The 18,895-nt window shown below is 46.3% G+C and carries 14 protein-coding genes; 11 read left to right on the top strand and 3 right to left on the bottom strand.

Translation table 11 applies throughout. The features are described from left to right. The first annotated feature begins 18 nt into the window (after window positions 1–18). Both HRU42_RS17230 and HRU42_RS17225 read left to right on the top strand, forming a co-directional pair. On the top strand, window positions 19–4,173 hold the full coding sequence (locus HRU42_RS17230; RefSeq protein ID WP_367227195.1) for an EAL domain-containing protein: 4,155 nt from the start codon (window positions 19–21) through the stop codon (window positions 4,171–4,173). A gap of 148 nt (window positions 4,174–4,321) precedes the next feature. Further along, a complete protein-coding gene (locus HRU42_RS17225; protein WP_295032815.1) occupies window positions 4,322–4,735 on the top strand; it encodes a hypothetical protein in 414 nt (137 codons plus the stop codon). A gap of 310 nt (window positions 4,736–5,045) precedes the next feature. Here the strand turns inward: HRU42_RS17225 and HRU42_RS17220 are convergent, their stop codons facing one another. From HRU42_RS17220 to fadI, 3 genes are all read right to left on the bottom strand, one after another. Next, window positions 5,046–5,270: a hypothetical protein gene (locus HRU42_RS17220; protein WP_295032813.1), complete on the bottom strand. Its 225-nt coding sequence runs from the start codon at window positions 5,268–5,270 to the stop codon at window positions 5,046–5,048. A gap of 361 nt (window positions 5,271–5,631) precedes the next feature. After that, window positions 5,632–7,758, bottom strand: a complete 2,127-nt coding sequence (fadJ, locus tag HRU42_RS17215; protein WP_295032811.1) for a fatty acid oxidation complex subunit alpha FadJ — start codon at window positions 7,756–7,758, stop codon at window positions 5,632–5,634. 5 nt (window positions 7,759–7,763) lie between these two features. Continuing rightward, window positions 7,764–9,074 (bottom strand): acetyl-CoA C-acyltransferase FadI, encoded by a 1,311-nt coding sequence (gene fadI, locus HRU42_RS17210; protein WP_295032810.1) that lies wholly within the window; start codon window positions 9,072–9,074, stop codon window positions 7,764–7,766. 418 nt (window positions 9,075–9,492) lie between these two features. On the opposite strand from fadI, the gene HRU42_RS17205 reads away from it, so the two are divergent. From HRU42_RS17205 to HRU42_RS17165, 9 genes are all read left to right on the top strand, one after another. Then, entirely contained in the window at window positions 9,493–10,449 is a 957-nt protein-coding gene (locus HRU42_RS17205; RefSeq protein ID WP_295032809.1) for a MoxR family ATPase, read from the top strand. A gap of 1 nt (window position 10,450) precedes the next feature. Beyond that, window positions 10,451–11,380 carry a DUF58 domain-containing protein gene (locus tag HRU42_RS17200; RefSeq protein WP_295032807.1) on the top strand — a complete coding sequence of 310 codons (930 nt, stop codon included), beginning with the start codon at window positions 10,451–10,453 and terminating at the stop codon, window positions 11,378–11,380. Next, window positions 11,380–11,904: a DUF4381 domain-containing protein gene (locus HRU42_RS17195; protein ID WP_295032806.1), complete on the top strand. Its 525-nt coding sequence runs from the start codon at window positions 11,380–11,382 to the stop codon at window positions 11,902–11,904. The genes HRU42_RS17200 and HRU42_RS17195 overlap by 1 nt, the downstream gene beginning before the upstream one ends. Continuing rightward, window positions 11,898–12,902, top strand: a complete 1,005-nt coding sequence (locus tag HRU42_RS17190; protein WP_295032804.1) for a VWA domain-containing protein — start codon at window positions 11,898–11,900, stop codon at window positions 12,900–12,902. The genes HRU42_RS17195 and HRU42_RS17190 overlap by 7 nt, the downstream gene beginning before the upstream one ends. Before the next feature lies 1 nt (window position 12,903). Then, entirely contained in the window at window positions 12,904–14,832 is a 1,929-nt protein-coding gene (locus HRU42_RS17185) for a VWA domain-containing protein (protein ID WP_295032803.1), read from the top strand. Next, entirely contained in the window at window positions 14,826–16,523 is a 1,698-nt protein-coding gene (locus HRU42_RS17180) for a BatD family protein (protein ID WP_295032801.1), read from the top strand. Before HRU42_RS17185 ends, HRU42_RS17180 begins: the two co-directional genes overlap by 7 nt. A 122-nt stretch (window positions 16,524–16,645) precedes the next feature. Continuing rightward, a complete protein-coding gene (locus tag HRU42_RS17175) occupies window positions 16,646–17,209 on the top strand; it encodes a sigma-70 family RNA polymerase sigma factor (RefSeq protein WP_295032799.1) in 564 nt (187 codons plus the stop codon). After that, on the top strand, window positions 17,202–17,906 hold the full coding sequence (locus HRU42_RS17170) for a DUF3379 domain-containing protein (RefSeq protein ID WP_295032798.1): 705 nt from the start codon (window positions 17,202–17,204) through the stop codon (window positions 17,904–17,906). Before HRU42_RS17175 ends, HRU42_RS17170 begins: the two co-directional genes overlap by 8 nt. Window positions 17,907–18,041: 135 nt before the next feature. After that, window positions 18,042–18,895 (top strand): sodium/solute symporter (locus HRU42_RS17165; protein WP_295032796.1); only part of this gene is annotated, 854 nt, incomplete at its 3' end.

The following is an 18,895-nucleotide window of genomic DNA, read 5'->3' as shown; positions in this document are numbered from 1 at the left end:
TACAGTGTCCCCGAGGGCTTGTCACAAAGCACAGTAACATCACTAGTAGAAGATAAAGATGGATATGTCTGGATAGGGACACTTAACGGTCTTAATCGTTTTGATGGCAAAGAGTTCAAACATTACTTTGCAGATGATCGCTATTCAGGTCTTCCCAGTTCTTTTATTAGAAGCTTACTTATTGATAATAGTGGTAACCTTTTGGTGGGGACGGACAAAGGTTTAGTGATACTAGATAGAACTGTTGACAAATTTGTACCTATATCAAAAGAGTTAACATCAAAAAAACTTCCAATATGGTCATTAAATATTTTTGAAAATGATATAATTATAGGTACAAATAATAAAGTTATAAATATAAACAAAGATAACTATTCTATCAACTCGATTATAGAAAGCAACTTATTCGATGGAATAAAAACAACAATAAAAACTGAGAACACATATTTTGTTAGAAACTACAATGGGGACATTATAAGTGAAACTGATAATAAAATAATAGTAAAAAACTCAAAAAACATTTTAAAGTACAATGATAAAATAATTATAAATGGCGAATTTGGATTATCCACAGTCCAAGGGGATAAAATTACACAAGTAAATCAAATAAAGTTTGATACTATTTTCATTCTAAAAAACACTCTTCACGGAATGGTCGGGAACAATCTTTACTCTATCGATTACAATTTCACTTCGTCACTCTCAGGAATAATTACAAATTTAGATTACACCCTTGACAAGCCATTAGTTTTCCCCGAGACAAATAGTTTATTTGTATCAACTCAAAACATGGGTTTTATACAAATAAGTGAAAAATTAAATATAATAAAAAAAAGCTCAGAGAACACAAACAACATATGGTCAATAACTAAAGAAAGAAATATAAAGCTGACTATAACAACTGATTCAAATATCATTTCCGTATATGATAGCTCGAACAATATAAAAAAGTATGACAGTCATATCACTGGCGCAAAAACAGCCATAACTTACAGAAATAAACTTTATGTAGGCAGTACAAGTGGATTGTTTTCAATAGATTTACTTAGTAATGATAGAGAGATTTTAACAAGTCATCCCGTTTCTGCTTTAAAATTCAATGAATTTAACAACACGATACTTGCAGGAACAACCAACGGGTTGCTACTAGTTGTTCAACCATTAACCCACACTATTATTAATAGATTACCTGTAGACATAGGGAATCCTATATTTGATATATCTTCATATAACGATTCAATTTTTGTCTCAAGCCAAGGTGGACTTTTTGAGATTAACAAAGAGAGTTCAAAACCAGTTTATACAGATGACATAGTGTTCAGCGTTAAAAATACATCTAACAAAGTTTTTTTTGGTACCACCAAGTCTCTGATGATATATGACAAGATAAATAGTCATTACGAAGTAATATATAGTAAGAATCTTGCAATATTCTCTATATCGTCTGAAAATGACAAGTTAATCGCGACATCTATGGGTGAAGTGATTTACATTAATAAAGAAAGCCTTTATGTTCTTGACCGTACTATAGGAAGTCAAGATGAATACAATACTCAATCATCATTATATTGGAAGAATAAATTTATTTTTGGAGGAATTAATGGTGTCAGTATTTTGATACCGAAAGACATTGATTTATATATATCAGAATCATTACCCCCGAAAGTAAAAATAGAAGACCTCTTGGTGTTCAACATAGTAAAACGCCCAGGTGATGGTATATTATCAAAGCCAATTTCAATTTCAGAACAAGTTTACTTGAAATATTCAGATTACCCTTTCACTTTTAAGTTTTGGTCACCAAGCAACCATCTTGATGAAATAGATTTCTTATATCAAATGGAAGGATTATCAGATTCTTGGATTGAGTCAAAAGGGGTAAATTCAGCAACATACACTAACCTTTCTCCAGGTGAATATACTTTCAACATTTATGCTGTTGACCGATTTTTAAGTAAAAAAGGCGATATAAAAAGCATTAGAGTTATAATAACTCCTCCATGGTGGCTTTCTAAACAAGCTAAATTTATCTATTTCATGCTTTCACTGATTATTTCAGCAGTCATTGTAAAGTCTATACTTAGACGCCGGGAAGTCCAAAACCAGATTGCTAAATCTGAAGAACGATTAAAACTCTCTTTATGGGGGAGTGGTGATGAGATGTGGGATTGGGATATCGAAACCGGGCAGATATATCGTTCTAATATCTGGGGATCACTTGAATTTCCTCGAGATGGGCAGAGATCAGGTGAAACAGGTGAAGAAAGTAATATTCACCCCATGGATCAGCAGCGTGTCAGTACAGCGCTCAATGATCATTTCTATGGCAAGTCAGATCACTTCGAAGCAGCCTATCGTGTGAAAGGAAAGTCCGGTGACTGGGTGTGGATTTTAGATAGAGCAAAGATTGTCGAGCGTGATGAGAAAGATAACCCGCTTCGAATGACGGGTACCATCAAGAACATCAACAACTTTAAACATGCCGAAGAACAGTTGAGGCTTTTTGAACGAGCTATCGCCAACATTTCAGAAGGTATGTTTATTCTAGACAGTGAATTTAGATTTGTAGAAGTAAATGAAGCCTGTTGTGAGCTGTGTTTAAAACCCAAAGATAAGTTTATTGGCGAGCAATTTAACTTCGACCTTTACCCCGATAGCTATTCTGAACAGATCCGCACTATATTGAATCAACAAGGTCGATGGAGTAACGATGTCGAGTCCGCTAAGGGAGATGGTTCCAGCTTCTTGATGGAACTCACTGTCGACGCTATCTACGATGAACAGGGACAGCTTACTCATTATGTAGGCGTATTTTCTGATATTTCCCGTCGTAAACAGCAAGAAGAAGAGCTTAGAAAGCTGACCAACAACGATCTGCTGACTAACCTTCCCAACCGTTCAAGTTTGATGGTCACCTTAGGTAACCTGGTTAAACGCGACACTCATCACACTCTCATGGTGCTCGATCTTGATAATTTCAAAAAAATTAATGACTCTCTGGGTCACCAGGTTGGTGATGAATTATTAATAAAAGTCGCTAGACGCATCGAAACTGCGGTTCCCTGCCACACCAGTATCTACCGCCTCGGCGGTGATGAATTTGCCATTCTCGTCGACGATAATCCAGATATAGGCTCGAGTGCGGTGATTGCTAACAGTGTTATCGAAGCCTTCGTCACACCGTTCGAATTGACCTCCGACAAGGTCGTCGTTGGCATGAGTATCGGTATAGTGCTCTACCCTGAAGATGACCAAAATGAACAAGCCCTACTACGTAAAGCTGATATCGCCATGTACCACGCCAAATCAGGGGGTGGCAATCGCTATCAATTCTACTCAGAATCACTGAACCGAAACGCAATTAAACAACTGGAAGTGGAAAACCTCATCAGACAAGGTATCAAGGAAGACCTGTTTGAAGTTTACTATCAACCTAAGATAGATCTTAAGAGTGGCAAGATGGCGGGCATGGAAGCTTTAGTCAGGCTCAATCACCCAGAGAAAGGACTGATCCCGCCTAGTGAATTTATTCCATTAGCCGAAGAGAATGGCTTGATCGTAGAAATTGGCGACATAGTCATGAAGAAAGCCTGCTTCGCGGCGCAAAAATGGCGGAGTCAAGGGATCTTCAATGGACGTGTAGCTGTCAATTTATCTTCTTGTCAATTCGCCCTACCCGACTTACAGCAGCGAATCGAGTCAATTTTACGTCTAACTCAACTTCCTGCTGCGAATTTGGAGCTTGAAATCACCGAAGGGACCGTCATTAAAGAGCCAGAGAAGGCGATTAAGGTGATGCAACAGCTATCAAAAATGGGAGTAACCCTGGCGTTAGACGATTTTGGTACGGGTTACTCTTCACTCTCTTACCTTAAACGTTTCCCTATTCATACCTTGAAGATAGATAAAGCCTTTGTGGACGATATCGATAAATCTGATCGTGATCTCAAGATGGTCGATTCTATTATTACTATAGCCCACAACATGGGACTCTCAGTTGTAGGCGAAGGTGTAGAAGACGCTTCTCAACTCAGCATCCTAAAAGCACTTAATTGCGAAGAAATTCAGGGGTTTATATTTAGCAAGCCGGTTACAGAAACTGAGTTTACTAAACTACTCCACAAGGATTTCATCGAACCAGACTTAGTTCAAAATGGCAAAAAAGCAATATAACACTAACAAAATAATCGATTATTTTTAAGAAAATGATAAAGCTGGCATAACAACTGCAAATATTCTCTCAAGTGTCAAAAAATAATAATTGGCATCCCTACTGACATGTACCTCACTAACAGATGTACAAAACTTGAGAGAGAAGAATATGATTAAAGTATTAGCATCGACTATCGCCCTTGTGTTATCAACTTCTACAATGGCATTTGAAACTCCTGCAATTAACTCTAATCAAACACTTCTAGCAGGTGCTCCACACGTTAAGTTTAAGCCTATCGAGCTCGCTGGTGCTCCACACGTTAAATTCAAGCCTATCGAGCTAGCCGGTGCTCCACACGTTAAATTCAAGCCTATCGAGCTAGCCGGTGCTCCACACGTTAAATTCAAGCCTATCGAACTGGCTGGTGCTCCACACGTTAAATTCAAGCCTATCGAACTGGCTGGTGCTCCACACGTTAAGTTCAAGCCTATCGAACTCGCTGGTGCTCCTCACGTGAAATTTAAGCCTGTCGAACTCGCTGGTGCCCCAAGTATCAAATTCATCAACCAAGAAATCGCTTAAGGTCTAAGGAGAATAATTATGTTTGATTCAATTAAGAAAGCACTTGGCCTACCTCACAAGCCAACCCGTATCAAGGTACAGCTTCCAGAAGGACTGAACCATTTAGAAGTTATCCCAGCCAAAGTGTGGTGGAAGTAGACTGACATTGTTGGTGAGTTGAGATATTAGATAACTCGTGGAACTAAATACAAAAAAGGAGCCTAGGCTCCTTTTTTGTCTCTTTATTTGGGGCTTTATACATTCTAACTACTCATACACTACAAATTGCTCATCAAAACGGCAGGAGCCGAGCTGGAGCAGGAGCAGGAAGTTAGCACTTTAATGATCCTGAAGACTTACCCACTGAACGTCGCCAGGCATAATGTTTATGGGTATTAAATAGCGGATAGGCTACAGGACCGATCATCAGGCCCAGCAAGGTCCAGCGCTTGATGCCAAGGCCGGATCGAAACGCCAGATTTCCCATAACGATAGCCGATAGTAAAAGCACACAAATCAGGAACACACCACTTTCTACATTTACCAATGCAAGCACCTACCACCTCATATCAAAGCAGAGACGGATCATATCTCTTGATAACCACCAAGTTTACGTCCCCAAGTAGCATTGAATCCAATAGAATCAATGATATCACCATCAGAAATCCCCTGCCGAAATAACCCTACATGGAATTTTTCTATTCAGGCCAAAAAATTCAGCGCATTGTACAAAAAACAACACCAAAAGTGAATAAAATACCAATCCCCCTAAATAGGTGATCAATTCAGAGCCATTCAGTCTTTTCAATTCAAGGCGCATTAATGAGGAAATGGTATTATAGGCAGGCATTTTCCTCTGGCACAAAAAAATGCGGCATGATGTTGCCGCATTGTTAAGTAAGTAGGTTGGTTCTAGATCAATCGAAGAAGCGCTGCTTGCTCTGTGCCATCTGCTTTAACTTATCACAAGGGACAAATCTGTCGCCGTGTTTAGCTTGGTATTTCTCTAGCTTAGCAACTAAGACGCCGGCTCCCAGTGTATCAATATAGTGGAATGGTCCACCCAGGAATGGTGGGAAGCCAATACCGAAGATAGCACCAATATCACCGTCACGAGGTGATGCGATAATCCCCTCTTCCAAACAACGTACCGCCTCATTGAGCATCTGCACTACACATCGCTGCGCGACTTCGGAAACTTCAGCATTCACGCCAGGTTTCAAGCCTAGGACCTGGTATACGCTCTCATCGACTTGCTTCGCTTTCTTCTTGGATTTGCTCCCATACAGATAGAAGCCTTTGCCGTTCTTACGACCCTTTCTGTCATCGCTGAGCAACTTCTCGAACGCTGCAGGCGCCTTGAATCGCTCACCCAACTCAGCAGCCAATATAGGAGAAATCTTAGCGCCTACATCGATACCGACTTCATCGAGTAGCGTCATAGGACCGACAGGGAAACCAAACTTAACCAGTGCCTTATCTAAATGCTCAATACTCTGCCCCTCAAGCAGCAGTTGTGCGGCTTCGTTCATGTACAAGGCCAGAATACGATTCACATAGAAACCGGCGCCGTCTTGAACCACGATCGGCGTTTTCCCTTGCTTACGGGCAAAGGCAACCACGGTTGCTATGGTCTCGGGCGAAGTTTTCTTATGCGCGATAACTTCCACCAAGGGCATCTTCTCAACGGGAGAAAAGTAATGCAGACCGATGACATTTTCGGGACGAGTGGCCGCCTCGGCGATCTGTGAGATGGGCAGTGAAGAGGTATTTGACGCGAAAATGGTGTTCTCGCCACACTCACGCTCGACATCTTTTACCATCTGATGCTTAAGGTTCAAGTCTTCAAATACGGCTTCAACCACGATATCCGCATCCTTGATGCCTTTATACTCCGTGGTTGTGGTCATCAGTGACATGATATTGTCTCTGACCGATGGCGTCATATGGCGACGCTTTACCCCTTTATCGAGCAGTTTATAGGCATAAGACAGTGCGTTGCTAAGCCCCTGCTCACTGATATCTTTCACTCGCGCCGGGATCTTGGCTTTGCTGGTCGTCACCGAGGCAATACCGCCGCCCATGAGGCCGCCACCGAGTACCATAACCTTGTTGACCTTACGAGGCACAACATCTCCGGCACCAGTCTCTCTCTTCATCTCGGTCGTGGCAAAGAAGATGCTTCTTAATGCGGCCGACTCAGTCGACATCACCAGCTCGGCGAAATGACGGGCTTCCACTTCCAGTCCCTTAGTTTTCCCCTTAGCCATGCCTTGACGCACACAGTCGATGATCTTGGCTGGCGCGGGGTAATTACCTTGAGTCTTCTTCTGGACTTGCTTACCCGCTTGATCGAAGATGATATTTCGGCCAAAAGGTGTGCCTTCGAGCAACTTGTTAACCAGAGACTGTTTCACCTTCTTAGGCGAACGTTTGCCTTTCAGCGCCATTTTAACCGCGGTAGCTAGCAGTATAGATTCTGGGACGACATCGTCGACTAAGCCCATCTTCAACGCTTGCTTAGGTCGGATCTGCTTACCCGTTAGCATCATATCTAACGCCGTAGTGATGCCAACCAATCGAGGTAATCTTTGAGTACCACCGCCACCAGGCAACAGGCCTAGCTGAACCTCAGGCACGCCCATCATGGTCTTACCATTTAGGCTACACACTCTTTGATGACAGGCCAATGCCAGCTCCAGACCGCCGCCCAGACACACACCATCTATCGCCGCAACCACGGGGATCGACATGGCTTCGAGTTCGTTAAATACTATATGCCCTTGCTGTGACAGCGCCTTGGCGTCTTCCACCGAGGTGCAAGCATCCAACATGGAAATATCTGCACCGGCAACGAAACAATCTTTCTTTGCAGAAGCTAACACTAGGCCCTTGATGCTGGTGTCGGCTTTAATTTCCGCCAATATTTTAGTGATCTCGGGACCAAACTCGCTGCGCAAGGTATTCATGGTTTCGCCGGGTACATCTATCGTCAATACGGCGATGCCATCTTCACGGCGAACTAGATTAAATGTCTTTTCCATAAGAATTACTCCACTTCTACTATCATTGCTGCACCTAAACCACCTGCCGCACAGGCCGTAGTGAGTCCTGTACCACCGCCTCGACGCTTTAGCTCACGACAGACTTGGGTGATGAGTCGAGTGCCCGTTGCGGCAAAAGGATGACCATAAGCGAGTGAACCACCTAACACATTAAATTTGCTCATATCTATCTCACCTATGGCTCGGTTTCTGCCAAGTTTCTCTGCGGCGAACTTTTTCGAGGCAAACATCTGCATATTGGCAAGGGTTTGCGCGGCAAAGGCTTCATGCATCTCAATAAGCGTCAGATCTTCTAGCTCCATACCCGCACGTTGCAATGCTAGAGGCGTCGCATAAGAGGGGCCCATCAACATGTCTTCCCATACATCGATGGCAGTAAATGCATAACTCTTGATATAGCCGATGGGATCATAGCCAAGTGCTTTAGCGCGGCTCTCACTCATCATTAGCACCGCCGAAGCCCCATCGGTCAATGGCGTACTGGTGGCCGCGGTAACAGTGCCATGTTTACGATCGAATGCAGGCCTGAGCTTGGCATAAGATTCCAGGGTAGAGTTTTCACGAATATTATTATCACGGTCGATAAAACGCTTATAAGGCGCGACATGAGCCGCCATGACCTCATCTTTAAGATGACCCGCATTCCAGGTCTCTGTGGCAAGCGTATGGGAGCGGTGTGCTAAGGCATCTTGATCGGCGCGGCTAATGTTATAAGTCTTGGCCATCTGCTCTGCGGTTTGCCCCATGGAGATACCGGTAGAATATTCGCTGACGGCGGGCGGAACGGGGAATAAGTCTTTTATCCCTAAGCGTCTGAAGATAGCCAGCTTCTGACTGAAAGTGCGTGCCTTGTTCAGGTCGACTAACGCATGAGCCAGTTTCTTCGATACACCAATGGGCAGAACCGAAGAAGAATCGGCACCACCGGCGATACCGATATCGATATTGCCCGTCATAATTGACTCGGCAACATTCACCGTAGACTGAAAACTGGTGGCACATGCACGGCTGACACTATAGGCATCGGTACTCACATTCATACCCGTGCCTAATACAATTTCTCGGGCGATATTGGGCGCCGCTGGCATTTGAACCACTTGTCCATATACGAGCTGCTCTATCTCTTTAGGATCGAGCTGTGAACGAGATAACATCTCGTTGACGACCATCTTGCCCATGTCCAGTGCTGAAACACCGTGAAACGCCGTAGCTTGTTTAGCAAATGGTGTTCTTAACCCCATTACTATTGCAATACGATCGCCCTTGGCGTTCGTTACCTGTTGTCTGTGACTCATTTGCCGCCCTCTTATTATACGCCTAGCCGATATTTAGCTGTTGACGCTATTATTTCCTTGCCGCGTTTTAATCTGTCCGACTGTACTGCATATAACAGGTCTGACCATTAAAATGTGATCTGATTCTAACTTCTTACAGGAAAGTTTTAAACACCTGTTTGGTTTTTAGGCTGAAAAATATCAAAAAAACCTATATTAACAATGTTTAATGAAGTTTATTTTGATTTTACTTGTCCTATATATGCATATTACAAACAGCTAAACCTAAGGTATGCGGCAAGCCGCATCTCACTTAGTCATGTTATTGAGATAACTTTTATACACAAAAGGTAAATTGGCACTAGCCAAACCCTATGTGAATTTTTTACCATGTCGTTGGTCTATAACTTAACGAATTAAAAACAAGCCGAGTAGCATCATGCCTTTGAGTCGATTTCACGCGTTACGCGAATACCTTAACCAGGTCATTTTGGGACAACCCGTCCTAACCGAAAACTTACTAATAGCCTTGATCGCTGATGGACATTTACTCGTAGAGGGGCCTCCAGGACTGGCGAAAACCCGTGCGGTAAAGGCCCTATGTGACGGCGTCGAAGGGGATTTTCACCGAATTCAGTTTACCCCGGATTTACTGCCAGCCGATTTAACTGGCACCGACATCTATCGAGCTCAGACGGCGACATTTGAATTTGAAGCCGGACCGATTTTTCACAATCTGATCTTGGCCGATGAGATAAACCGTGCTCCTGCCAAGGTTCAGTCGGCCCTGCTCGAGGCAATGGGTGAAGGTCAGGTTACTGTAGGTAAGAATAGCTATAAATTACCCGAACTGTTTCTGGTCATGGCGACGCAAAACCCCCTAGAGAACGAGGGGACTTATCCGCTACCCGAAGCACAATTAGATCGCTTCTTGATGCATCTCAAGCTGGATTACCCCAATGCGGAAACTGAGTTTGCGATCATGCGTATGTCGCGTAAGGAAGCCTTGAAGCAAGCCGCTCCCACGGTAGAACCTATCATTCAGAAAGATATCTTCGCAGCCCGTGAAGAATCCCTCGAGCTCTACCTCGCCGAGCCGTTAGAGAAATACATAGTCGATATAGTGATGGCGACCAGGCAGCCGCAACGCTACAGCGATGAACTCGCCAGCTGGCTTGAATATGGCGTCAGCCCACGAGCCACACTGGCATTAGAGCGCTGCGCCCGCGCCCGCGCCTGGTTGCAGGAACGCGATTTTGTTTCACCGGAAGATATCCAAGCGGTGGCACCCAACGTATTGAGACACAGGTTACTGCTGAGCTATCAGGCCCAAGCCGAAGGCGTGAGTAGCGACCGAGTGATCGATTACATTTTGTCTCAAGTCGCGGTGCCTTAAAGTGTCTGAAATTGTCCTCCCTCTTTTTGCTGACGGGGTAAACCTGAATCAAAAAGAGCTGCTAGCATGCCAAAATATCGCCAGAGCGCTTCCCGAGAAACGCTCTAAAGCCCGTGCGAGTCTCTCGGGACATAGGGCCAGCCTGATTAAGGGCCGGGGCATGGAGTTTGCCGAAGTACGGCAATACCAAGCCGGTGATGATGTCAGGACCATAGACTGGCGCGTCACGGCCCGTACGGGTAAGGCCCATACTAAGCTCTTCGTTGAGGAGCGCGAGCGGCCGGTACTGATTTTACTCGATCTCAGTCACAGCCTCTATTTTGGCTCCAGCTTACTGCTGCAATCGGTACAGGCCGCGCATCTGGCCGCCACGCTGGGCTGGAGTGCAATCTTGCACAGCGACAGATTAGGGGCATTGATTGCCACAGAAGATGAGCATATTGAACTCAAGCCCAGAAGCCGTCAAAAAGGCATCTTGCAACTCATCTCAGCCATTGAATCTGTGCATAAGCAGCAACTGGCGCGGCTGAGCACACATCAGGCTGAGCCCGATCATATGTTCCGTGCATGTCAAAGACTCAGGCGCATAGCCAAGCCAGGTTCCTTGATCTGGATAATCAGCGATGGCAGCAATTTCAATGATTCTTGTCTTGCGCCCCTGTCAGATCTAAAACGCCATTGCGATATGGGGGCCTTCTTGATCACAGATCCCTTGAGACAAGGCAAGCTAACACTGCCCAAACAGTTCCAGCTGCCGGTTAAAGATGGCAATAAGGAACTGACTCTCAATCGATCCGGCTATGATATCTGGCTGAAAAAACAACTTCAGACCCAAGCCCAGTTTACGCAAATGATGCAAAAATTAAACGTTCACACCCGCACGTTAGATGCGGGCATGACCCTTAACGATCAACTTGGAGCGTTAAGATAATGCAGCCCACAGCCAATCCCGCCCTAACCGCATTGAAAGACATTCATACGCCCGAGGCCATCAGTAACATGCCAATAGCCCTAGGTTACTGGCTCCTCCTAGCACTGATATTGTTCGCTCTCACCGCGCTCATGTTCAAAGTCAAACAAGCGAGGCGCCACAGGGCGCCAAAACGCGAAGTCTTATTAGCCGTCGCGTCATTGGACTCGTCCAGCGAAACACATGCGGCCGATGTCCCAGTGCAGATAAATTCGTTAATCAAACGCGCAGCCATGAGTTACCTCTCAAGGGAGCAGGTGGCAGGTCTTCATGGCGACAGTTGGCACCAGTGGATGGCGCAGCAAGTTAACAGCGCAAATCCGCGTCTTAAAGCCTTGCTAGACAGGCGCTATCACAGAGAAGGGCTGACTCAAGAAGAGGCCGAAGAACTCAAGATGCTAGCCACCCATTGGCTCAAGCAAGCCTTACCATTGAAAGAAGACGCTCAGAATATCGCTACTGGCAACAAGGAGGCACAATGCTGACTCTCGCATGGGCCTGGTTACTCTTATTACTGCCACTGCCACTGATCTTCAGAAAACAGCAACAGGAAGTCGAGATCAGCGGTCACCTGCATCTGCCCGGCATAGGTGAAAATGGGGCTGAGCAAATTCAGCAACAAGCCCATTCCCGTAAGACCTACTGGCTAGTCTGGGTGCTGTTAGTGATTGCCGTTGCGCGCCCCTTGTGGATGGGTGAAGCTATCGAGCTGCCCAGTAAGGGCCGCGACCTCATGATAGCGGTAGACCTTTCCGGCAGTATGCAGATTGAAGACATGGTGCTCAATGGGCAGACCGTGGATCGATTTACTCTGGTTCAAGATGTTGTCAGTGACTTTATCGAACGTCGTAAGGGAGACAAGTTAGGCCTTATTCTGTTCGCCGATCATGCTTATCTGCAGGCACCCTTGACCCAAGATAGGCGCTCTGTCGCGCAATTTTTACAAGAGGCTCAAATAGGATTAGTCGGTAAACAAACCGCCATAGGCGAAGCGATAGCCTTAGGGGTTAAACGTTTCGACATGGTAGAGGAGAGTAATCGGATTTTAGTGCTGCTCACCGATGGCTCCAATAATTCAGGTTCTATCTCTCCCGATCAGGCCGCCGCTATTGCCGCGAAGCGTGGGGTGAAGATCTACGCCATCGGCGTCGGCGCAGATGTCATGGAGAGACGTTCTATCTTCGGCACAGAAAGAGTCAACCCGTCGATGGATCTCGATGAAGCACAACTGAGCTCCCTGGCCAAAACCACAGGAGGCCTGTACTTCAGGGCCAGAAGTTCTCAGGATCTGCAACAGATCTATCAAGAAATAGATAAACTTGAGCCCATTAGCCGAGATCAACTCAGCTATCGACCTCAATCGGAACTCTTTTATCTACCATTGGCTGCCGCCTTGTTGCTCACTATCTTGATGGCACTATCTCAACTCCCCTTATTTAATCGACCCGTACGCTGGCTAACGGCCCGTCGAGGAGACAGATAACATGCATTTTCTTCGACCCGAGTGGTTTTTCGCACTCGTCCCCCTGATAATTATCATGCTATTGCTGTGGCGCAGCGAACGAAAAAATTCGACATGGAGTCGTTACATCGCCCCCCACCTAGCCAGGCTATTAGTCACCCAGACTAACGAGATAAAACGCAGTAAGTTAGGCTATCTCGGATTAGCTTGGTTCGTGGCCGTGCTTGCCTTGTCGGGACCCGCGTTCACTAAGCAATCTTTGCCTGTGTACGAAGCGGCTCAAGGCAGAGTCATCATCATGGATATGTCTCTGTCTATGTACGCGACCGATCTGTCTCCCAATAGATTGTCACAAGCAAAATTTAAGGCAACCGACCTTATCGGTGAGCTAAAAGAAGGCGAGACCGGGCTCATCGCCTATGCAGGGGATGCCTTCACCATCAGTCCCTTGACGCGAGATAGAGCCACCTTACTCAATCTGTTGCCGACCTTAACACCGGACATCATGCCAGCTCGAGGCTCTAACCTAGTGGCGGCATTGGCGCGAGGTAAACGCTTACTCGCTCAAGGCGGACACATACGTGGTGACATATTATTGCTCACAGACGGCGTATCGACTCAACAGATGCGTGACGCAAAAGCCGTCTTACAAGACACCCAATATCGCTTAGCCATCATGGCTTTTGGCAGTGAGCAAGGCTCACCCATTCGCCTGCCTGATGGACAGCTACTCCGAGATAATGCCGATCAAGTTGTCGTCGCTAAGACGAACTATTCGCTGCTCAATGAGCTGGTCCAGGCTGCCGATGGCGTATTAATTCCCTATCGAAGTGATGGGCAAGATCTCGAGCAGATGCTGAGCTGGCTGTCGACGACCGGCGATACTAAGGCGACGGAACTCGATGGTGAGATCTGGCAAGATGCCGGCCCCTATATCGCGCTGTTACTCCTGCTGCCAGTCTTACTCAGTTTCAGGCATGGATTGGTTGCAGTCATAGCGGTGTTTATCGTCTATATCCCAGCGCCGGTTCATGCATCAACCTGGGACAATCTGTGGCAAACCCAAGATCAACAAGCTGTGCAAGCTTATGAGGCAGAGGATTATCAGCAGGCTGCTGATTCCTTCACCTCTCCTCAATGGCAAGCCAGCGCCCTGTATAAGGCAGGAAAGTATGATGAGGCTCTGTCATTGTTCGAACAGGACACGTCTGCTAACGGCCTGTATAATCAAGGCAACAGTTTGATGCAACAGAATAAATATCAAGAAGCAATTGAACGTTATCAAGAAGCATTAGCGCAAGACCCGCAATTAACTGATGCACAGGACAACCTAGCACTTGCCAAAAAATTAGCGCAAGACAAGCCAGATCAAGAGCAATCAGATAAAGACCAAGCGGACCAAGCGGATCAAGACTCTCAGCAAGACGAGTCAGACTCACAAGAGAAGTCTGGGGACGATGCTGACAAAAATGCAGACAAAGATAAGCAGAAGTCTGACCAAGATGAGCAAACACAATCCAATCAGTCACAGCAGGACAGTGCTGCTGATAAAGCGGATTCAGGAGAGCAGAGCGCAGAAGAAAATAGCTCCAAAAACAACAGTAACGATGCCGACATGCAGGCCGATCCAGACAAGCTGCAGTCTCAAAAAGATAACCAAGACAGTGAGCAGGACAAACAAGCCAACAGCCATGATAGGCAACAAGAAGAGCAAGAGCAGCAGGCTAGGCCGCAAAACGCAGCAGCCGATGAAAATCCAGATGAAGACGCTCAGGCAAAAGCCCAAGCGGCTCAAATGCATGAAGGACCAGAAGCACTTCCTCCCGAGATGGAGCGCGCGTTAAGGGCGCTGGTCGACGACCCGCAAGTGTTACTGAGAAATAAGATGCAACTCGAATATCAAAAACGTACAAGACAAGATACAAACTCTAAGGATCAGCAGCAATGGTAGTTTCCAGACGTTTATTACTCGCCCTAGTGACGCTCGTTTTTTCCATTCCCACTCTTGCCATTAGCCAGCTGGAAACAAGTGTCGATAGAAACCCTGCCGTTGAAAAGGAATATTTAGTCCTGACCATCAGTGCCGACGATGATGTCAAAACCGGAGATCTAGATACATCCCCCCTGCTCAAAGACTTCATTGTTGGGCGCACCAGCGTCAGCCGCAGCAGCCAAACCGTTAATTTCGACTCCAGGAAGCAAACTCGTTGGCAAATCCTGCTGGCACCTAAGCATGCCGGCACTGTCTTGATCCCTTCTTTGAGAGTAAACGGAGTCGAGTCTACACCTATCGAGCTCAGTGTCGTCGCTGCGGGCAGTCAGCCCCAGCAGATGAAGAACCTGTTTATACGTACCAGCTTATCCAGCGAAGAAGCCTATGTGGGACAACTCATCATCTATAGAGTGAAACTCTTCTTAGCTGTGGATCTTCAGCGAGGGCTAATTAGTGCCCCTGACTTAGATGGTGCACAGATCAAACAACTGGGTGAAGATGTCGATACCACAGAAATTTTCAACGGCCGCCGCTATCGGGTCATCGAACGCACATACGGCATCATTGCCGATCAACCCGGAGAACTGACCATAGACGGTACAGGTTTTTCGGGCGATGTATTAGTGCAAGGCTCTCGTCGAGGCGGCATCTTTTCTTTCAATGAAAGCCGCCCCATGGAAGCCAGAGCCGCGAAATCTATCTTACTGATTAACCCTATACCCAATGAATATCACGGTGAATGGTTAGTATCAGATCTGGTCGCCTTGAATGAAGACTGGCCGGAAGAGACTCAGGAATATCGGGTCGGTAACCCTATCACACGTACCATTAGCCTACTGGCCGTGAATACGGATGAAACCAGCTTAGCGGATATTGTCATACCTGTCCCCCAAGGACTTAAAGCCTATCCGGAAAAACCTGCACGCAAGACGATGATGCGAGATAAACAGATGGTGTCACAGCTGACCCAAACTTTAGCGATAGTGCCAACCAAAGCCGGACAATACACCTTACCGGCCATCACTGTGCCTTGGTGGAACCCTCACACCAGACGCCAGGAGCAAGCGATGCTCCCCGCCAGAACCATCACAGTAATAGACAGCGAGGTAGCAGAAGTCAATTTCCCCCAGATAACGAATTCCTCTGGGACCAATACAGCGGATTATTGGCCTTGGTTAAGCTTAATCTTTGCCACCCTATGGTTAGCGACCTTAATGCTGTGGAAAAAGAGTTTCGGCCAGGTTAAACAGCTCACGGCTAACCAGACTGACTCGGCATCGACGCTAGATACAACAGATGCAGTAAGCAGTAATGACAGTGTTCAGCGCGGTGCCTCCCCCGTACTAAGGGTTAAGCAAGGAACTCGCCTATCGACGCTGGAAGCCGCCTGTAATGAGGGAAACCCCGGAAAAATATTGACGGCGCTGCAGGCTCACTACAGTCAACAATATTCTCGCGCCATGAGCCTTGCCGACATAGCCGGGTTATCTGCTGACTTGAATCAAGCCATTTCGCGGCTGCAGATCAGCGCCTTCAGTAAGCAACAAACGCCTGTGGATTATCAGATGGTCATCGAAGCGGTGAAACTATCAAAAAATAAAAAGGTCCAGCAGCGGAGCTCTGCACTGGTTGATTTAAACCCTAAGTAAACCTCACGCCTCCTTCAGCAAGAAGTTAACCTAGTACTGACTAATAGTTAACTTCTTGCCATTATCTCCAAGCAGGTTAAGCTAGCAACCATTATGGTAATTAATCGAGCACTCATTTAAAAATGTTTAATCGCCTACGAAATAAAAAACCCGCTTCCTCGGTCAATACTGACATGCTAAGTAAACAAAGACGATACGATAGCCTTGTCAGGGCACTCCATGCAGACATATTCCGCTACGCCTATTGGTTATGTGGGGATAAGCATATTGCGGAGGACATCACCCAGGAGACTTTCCTAAGAGCATGGCGCTCATTGGAATCATTAAAGGATGATAAGGCGGCTAAAGCCTGGCTTATCACCATAGTGCGAAGAGAGAATGCCCGTCGATTCGAGCGGAAACAGTTCGATTACTCAGATATTGAGCAAGATCAGCTGGAAGATCATATCTCCAGCAGCACCGAAGATAACGCTGAGCAGCACCTGATCCGCAGGCAGATCTCAAGATTAGCGATCGAATACCGTGAACCATTAATTTTACAAGTCATCGGTGGTTTCAGCGGCGAAGAGATCGCAACAATATTACAGCTCAACCGTAATACCGTGATGACTCGTCTGTTTCGAGCCAGAAATCAGTTAAAAGAGTTAATAGAACAACCACAAGTAAGAGGTCAATCTAATGGATGAGCTGAAGTTTAGACGCCATGCCTATGAAGAGCCAAGCTGTCAGGACGATGATTTTTTAGCGGCGATGCAGGCCGCCCCTGAACGCGAAGCGTTCGTCAATGAATTAAAGAAGCTCGACAGTAAATTGGAGCGCGCCTTAAGAATCGATGTCCCTGAAGATCTAGTGGCTAAGTTACTGCTTAATCAACAGCTGCATCAGCATCAGAGACAGAGACGTAAGACTGGGTTTACGCTGGCGCTGGTCGCATCAATCGCTTTTATCGCAGGGATCAGTTTCACCCTACTGAGGATGGCCCCCGTCGACTTAGGACAACATGCCCTAACCCACGTGTATCACGAGACTAAAGCACTGACCCTAGATCGAGATGTCAGCGTTAAAGATGTCAATTTTCAACTCGCCTCTATGGGTACACTTGGCGATGCCAAGTTCACTCAACAGCCGGGCAAAGTCTATTACAGTACGTTTTGTGACTTTCAAGGGGTGAAGAGCCTGCACTTAGTCATGGAGGGAGATCAGGGGAAGGTCACGCTATTTATTGTCCCCATTGAGGCGCGTATGGTGCTCGAACACGCCTTTAAGGATAACAAGTATAACGGCCGAGGCTTCACAACTGACAAGGCCTACATGTTACTGGTTAGTGAGAAAAACGTAGATCTCGGTCACGTAAAGCAAGAGATCCAACAAATATTCATCTAAAACCGTAACAGCCTGTGGTGGCATCCGGTCACCACAGGACCTACCAGCTTCACATTGGCAATCAACATTGAGATTCACATCTAACATCTGCTAGCATGTCACCCACATTTTAAAATAATAAATAATGGCACAAACATGGATATTGAATTACCGATATTAGTTACCTTCATCGGCTATCTCGCCCTAATGATGGGGATCGGCCTATGGGCCTATAAAGCGACGGACTCAGTTGACGATTATATTTTAGGCGGCAGAAGCATGGGCCCGGGCGTCACCGCATTGAGTGTCGGTGCATCAGATATGTCAGGCTGGCTACTACTAGGTCTACCCGGTGCAGTTTATTTGGGTGGACTAGGCGAAGCTTGGATCGGTATAGGTCTGGTCTTTGGCGCCTGGTTAAACTGGCTCTTCGTCGCCAAGCGTCTGCGTATATACACGGAATTTACCGATAACGCGCTTACCCTACCCGACTTTTTCGAGAAACGCTTCGAAGACAGCAAGGGCTTACTCAAGCTCGTTTCAGCGGTCACTATTCTAGTTTTCTTCACCTTCTATGCTTCTGCAGGCATGGTAGGCGGTGCAATACTGTTTGAAAAAGTCTTCGGCCTCGATTACACCTTAGCCTTAATTATCGGCTCGACCATTATCGTCGCATACACTTTTGTCGGTGGATTCTTTGCCGTCAGTTGGACTGACTTCTTCCAGGGTTGCTTGATGCTGGTAGCTCTATTAATCGTCCCCGTGGCTATCTTCAGTCAGCCTGAAACCCAAATTGGTCTAGACAATATCGATCCGGCCATGCTCTCCATGTTCAATGAAAGCACCACAGTGATAGGCTTAGTCTCACTGCTCGCATGGGGCTTAGGTTATTTCGGTCAACCTCATATCCTGTCCAGATTCATGGCCATCAAGAGTGCTAAAGATATTCCGCTATCGCGTCGTATCGCCATGAGCTGGATGGTTATTGCCCTCATAGGTGCACTTGCTAC

Source organism: Shewanella sp., assembly GCF_013214165.1.
Classification (GTDB): Bacteria; Pseudomonadota; Gammaproteobacteria; order Enterobacterales; family Shewanellaceae; genus Shewanella.
The sequence above is the reverse complement of the archived record's forward strand: the minus strand, read 5'-3'. Positions and strand labels throughout refer to the sequence as shown.

What these genes read in the sequence shown, in the direction of transcription:
- HRU42_RS17225 (WP_295032815.1), top strand. Translation starts at nt 4,322, where the DNA reads ATGATTAAAGTATTAGCATCGACTATCGCCCTTGTGTTATCAACTTCT.
- fadJ (WP_295032811.1), bottom strand. Translation starts at nt 7,758, where the DNA reads ATGGAAAAGACATTTAATCTAGTTCGCCGTGAAGATGGCATCGCCGTA.
- fadI (WP_295032810.1), bottom strand. Translation starts at nt 9,074, where the DNA reads ATGAGTCACAGACAACAGGTAACGAACGCCAAGGGCGATCGTATTGCA.
- HRU42_RS17205 (WP_295032809.1), top strand. Translation starts at nt 9,493, where the DNA reads ATGCCTTTGAGTCGATTTCACGCGTTACGCGAATACCTTAACCAGGTC.
- HRU42_RS17195 (WP_295032806.1), top strand. Translation starts at nt 11,380, where the DNA reads ATGCAGCCCACAGCCAATCCCGCCCTAACCGCATTGAAAGACATTCAT.
- HRU42_RS17190 (WP_295032804.1), top strand. Translation starts at nt 11,898, where the DNA reads ATGCTGACTCTCGCATGGGCCTGGTTACTCTTATTACTGCCACTGCCA.
- HRU42_RS17185 (WP_295032803.1), top strand. Translation starts at nt 12,904, where the DNA reads ATGCATTTTCTTCGACCCGAGTGGTTTTTCGCACTCGTCCCCCTGATA.
- HRU42_RS17180 (WP_295032801.1), top strand. Translation starts at nt 14,826, where the DNA reads ATGGTAGTTTCCAGACGTTTATTACTCGCCCTAGTGACGCTCGTTTTT.
- HRU42_RS17175 (WP_295032799.1), top strand. Translation starts at nt 16,646, where the DNA reads ATGTTTAATCGCCTACGAAATAAAAAACCCGCTTCCTCGGTCAATACT.
- HRU42_RS17170 (WP_295032798.1), top strand. Translation starts at nt 17,202, where the DNA reads ATGGATGAGCTGAAGTTTAGACGCCATGCCTATGAAGAGCCAAGCTGT.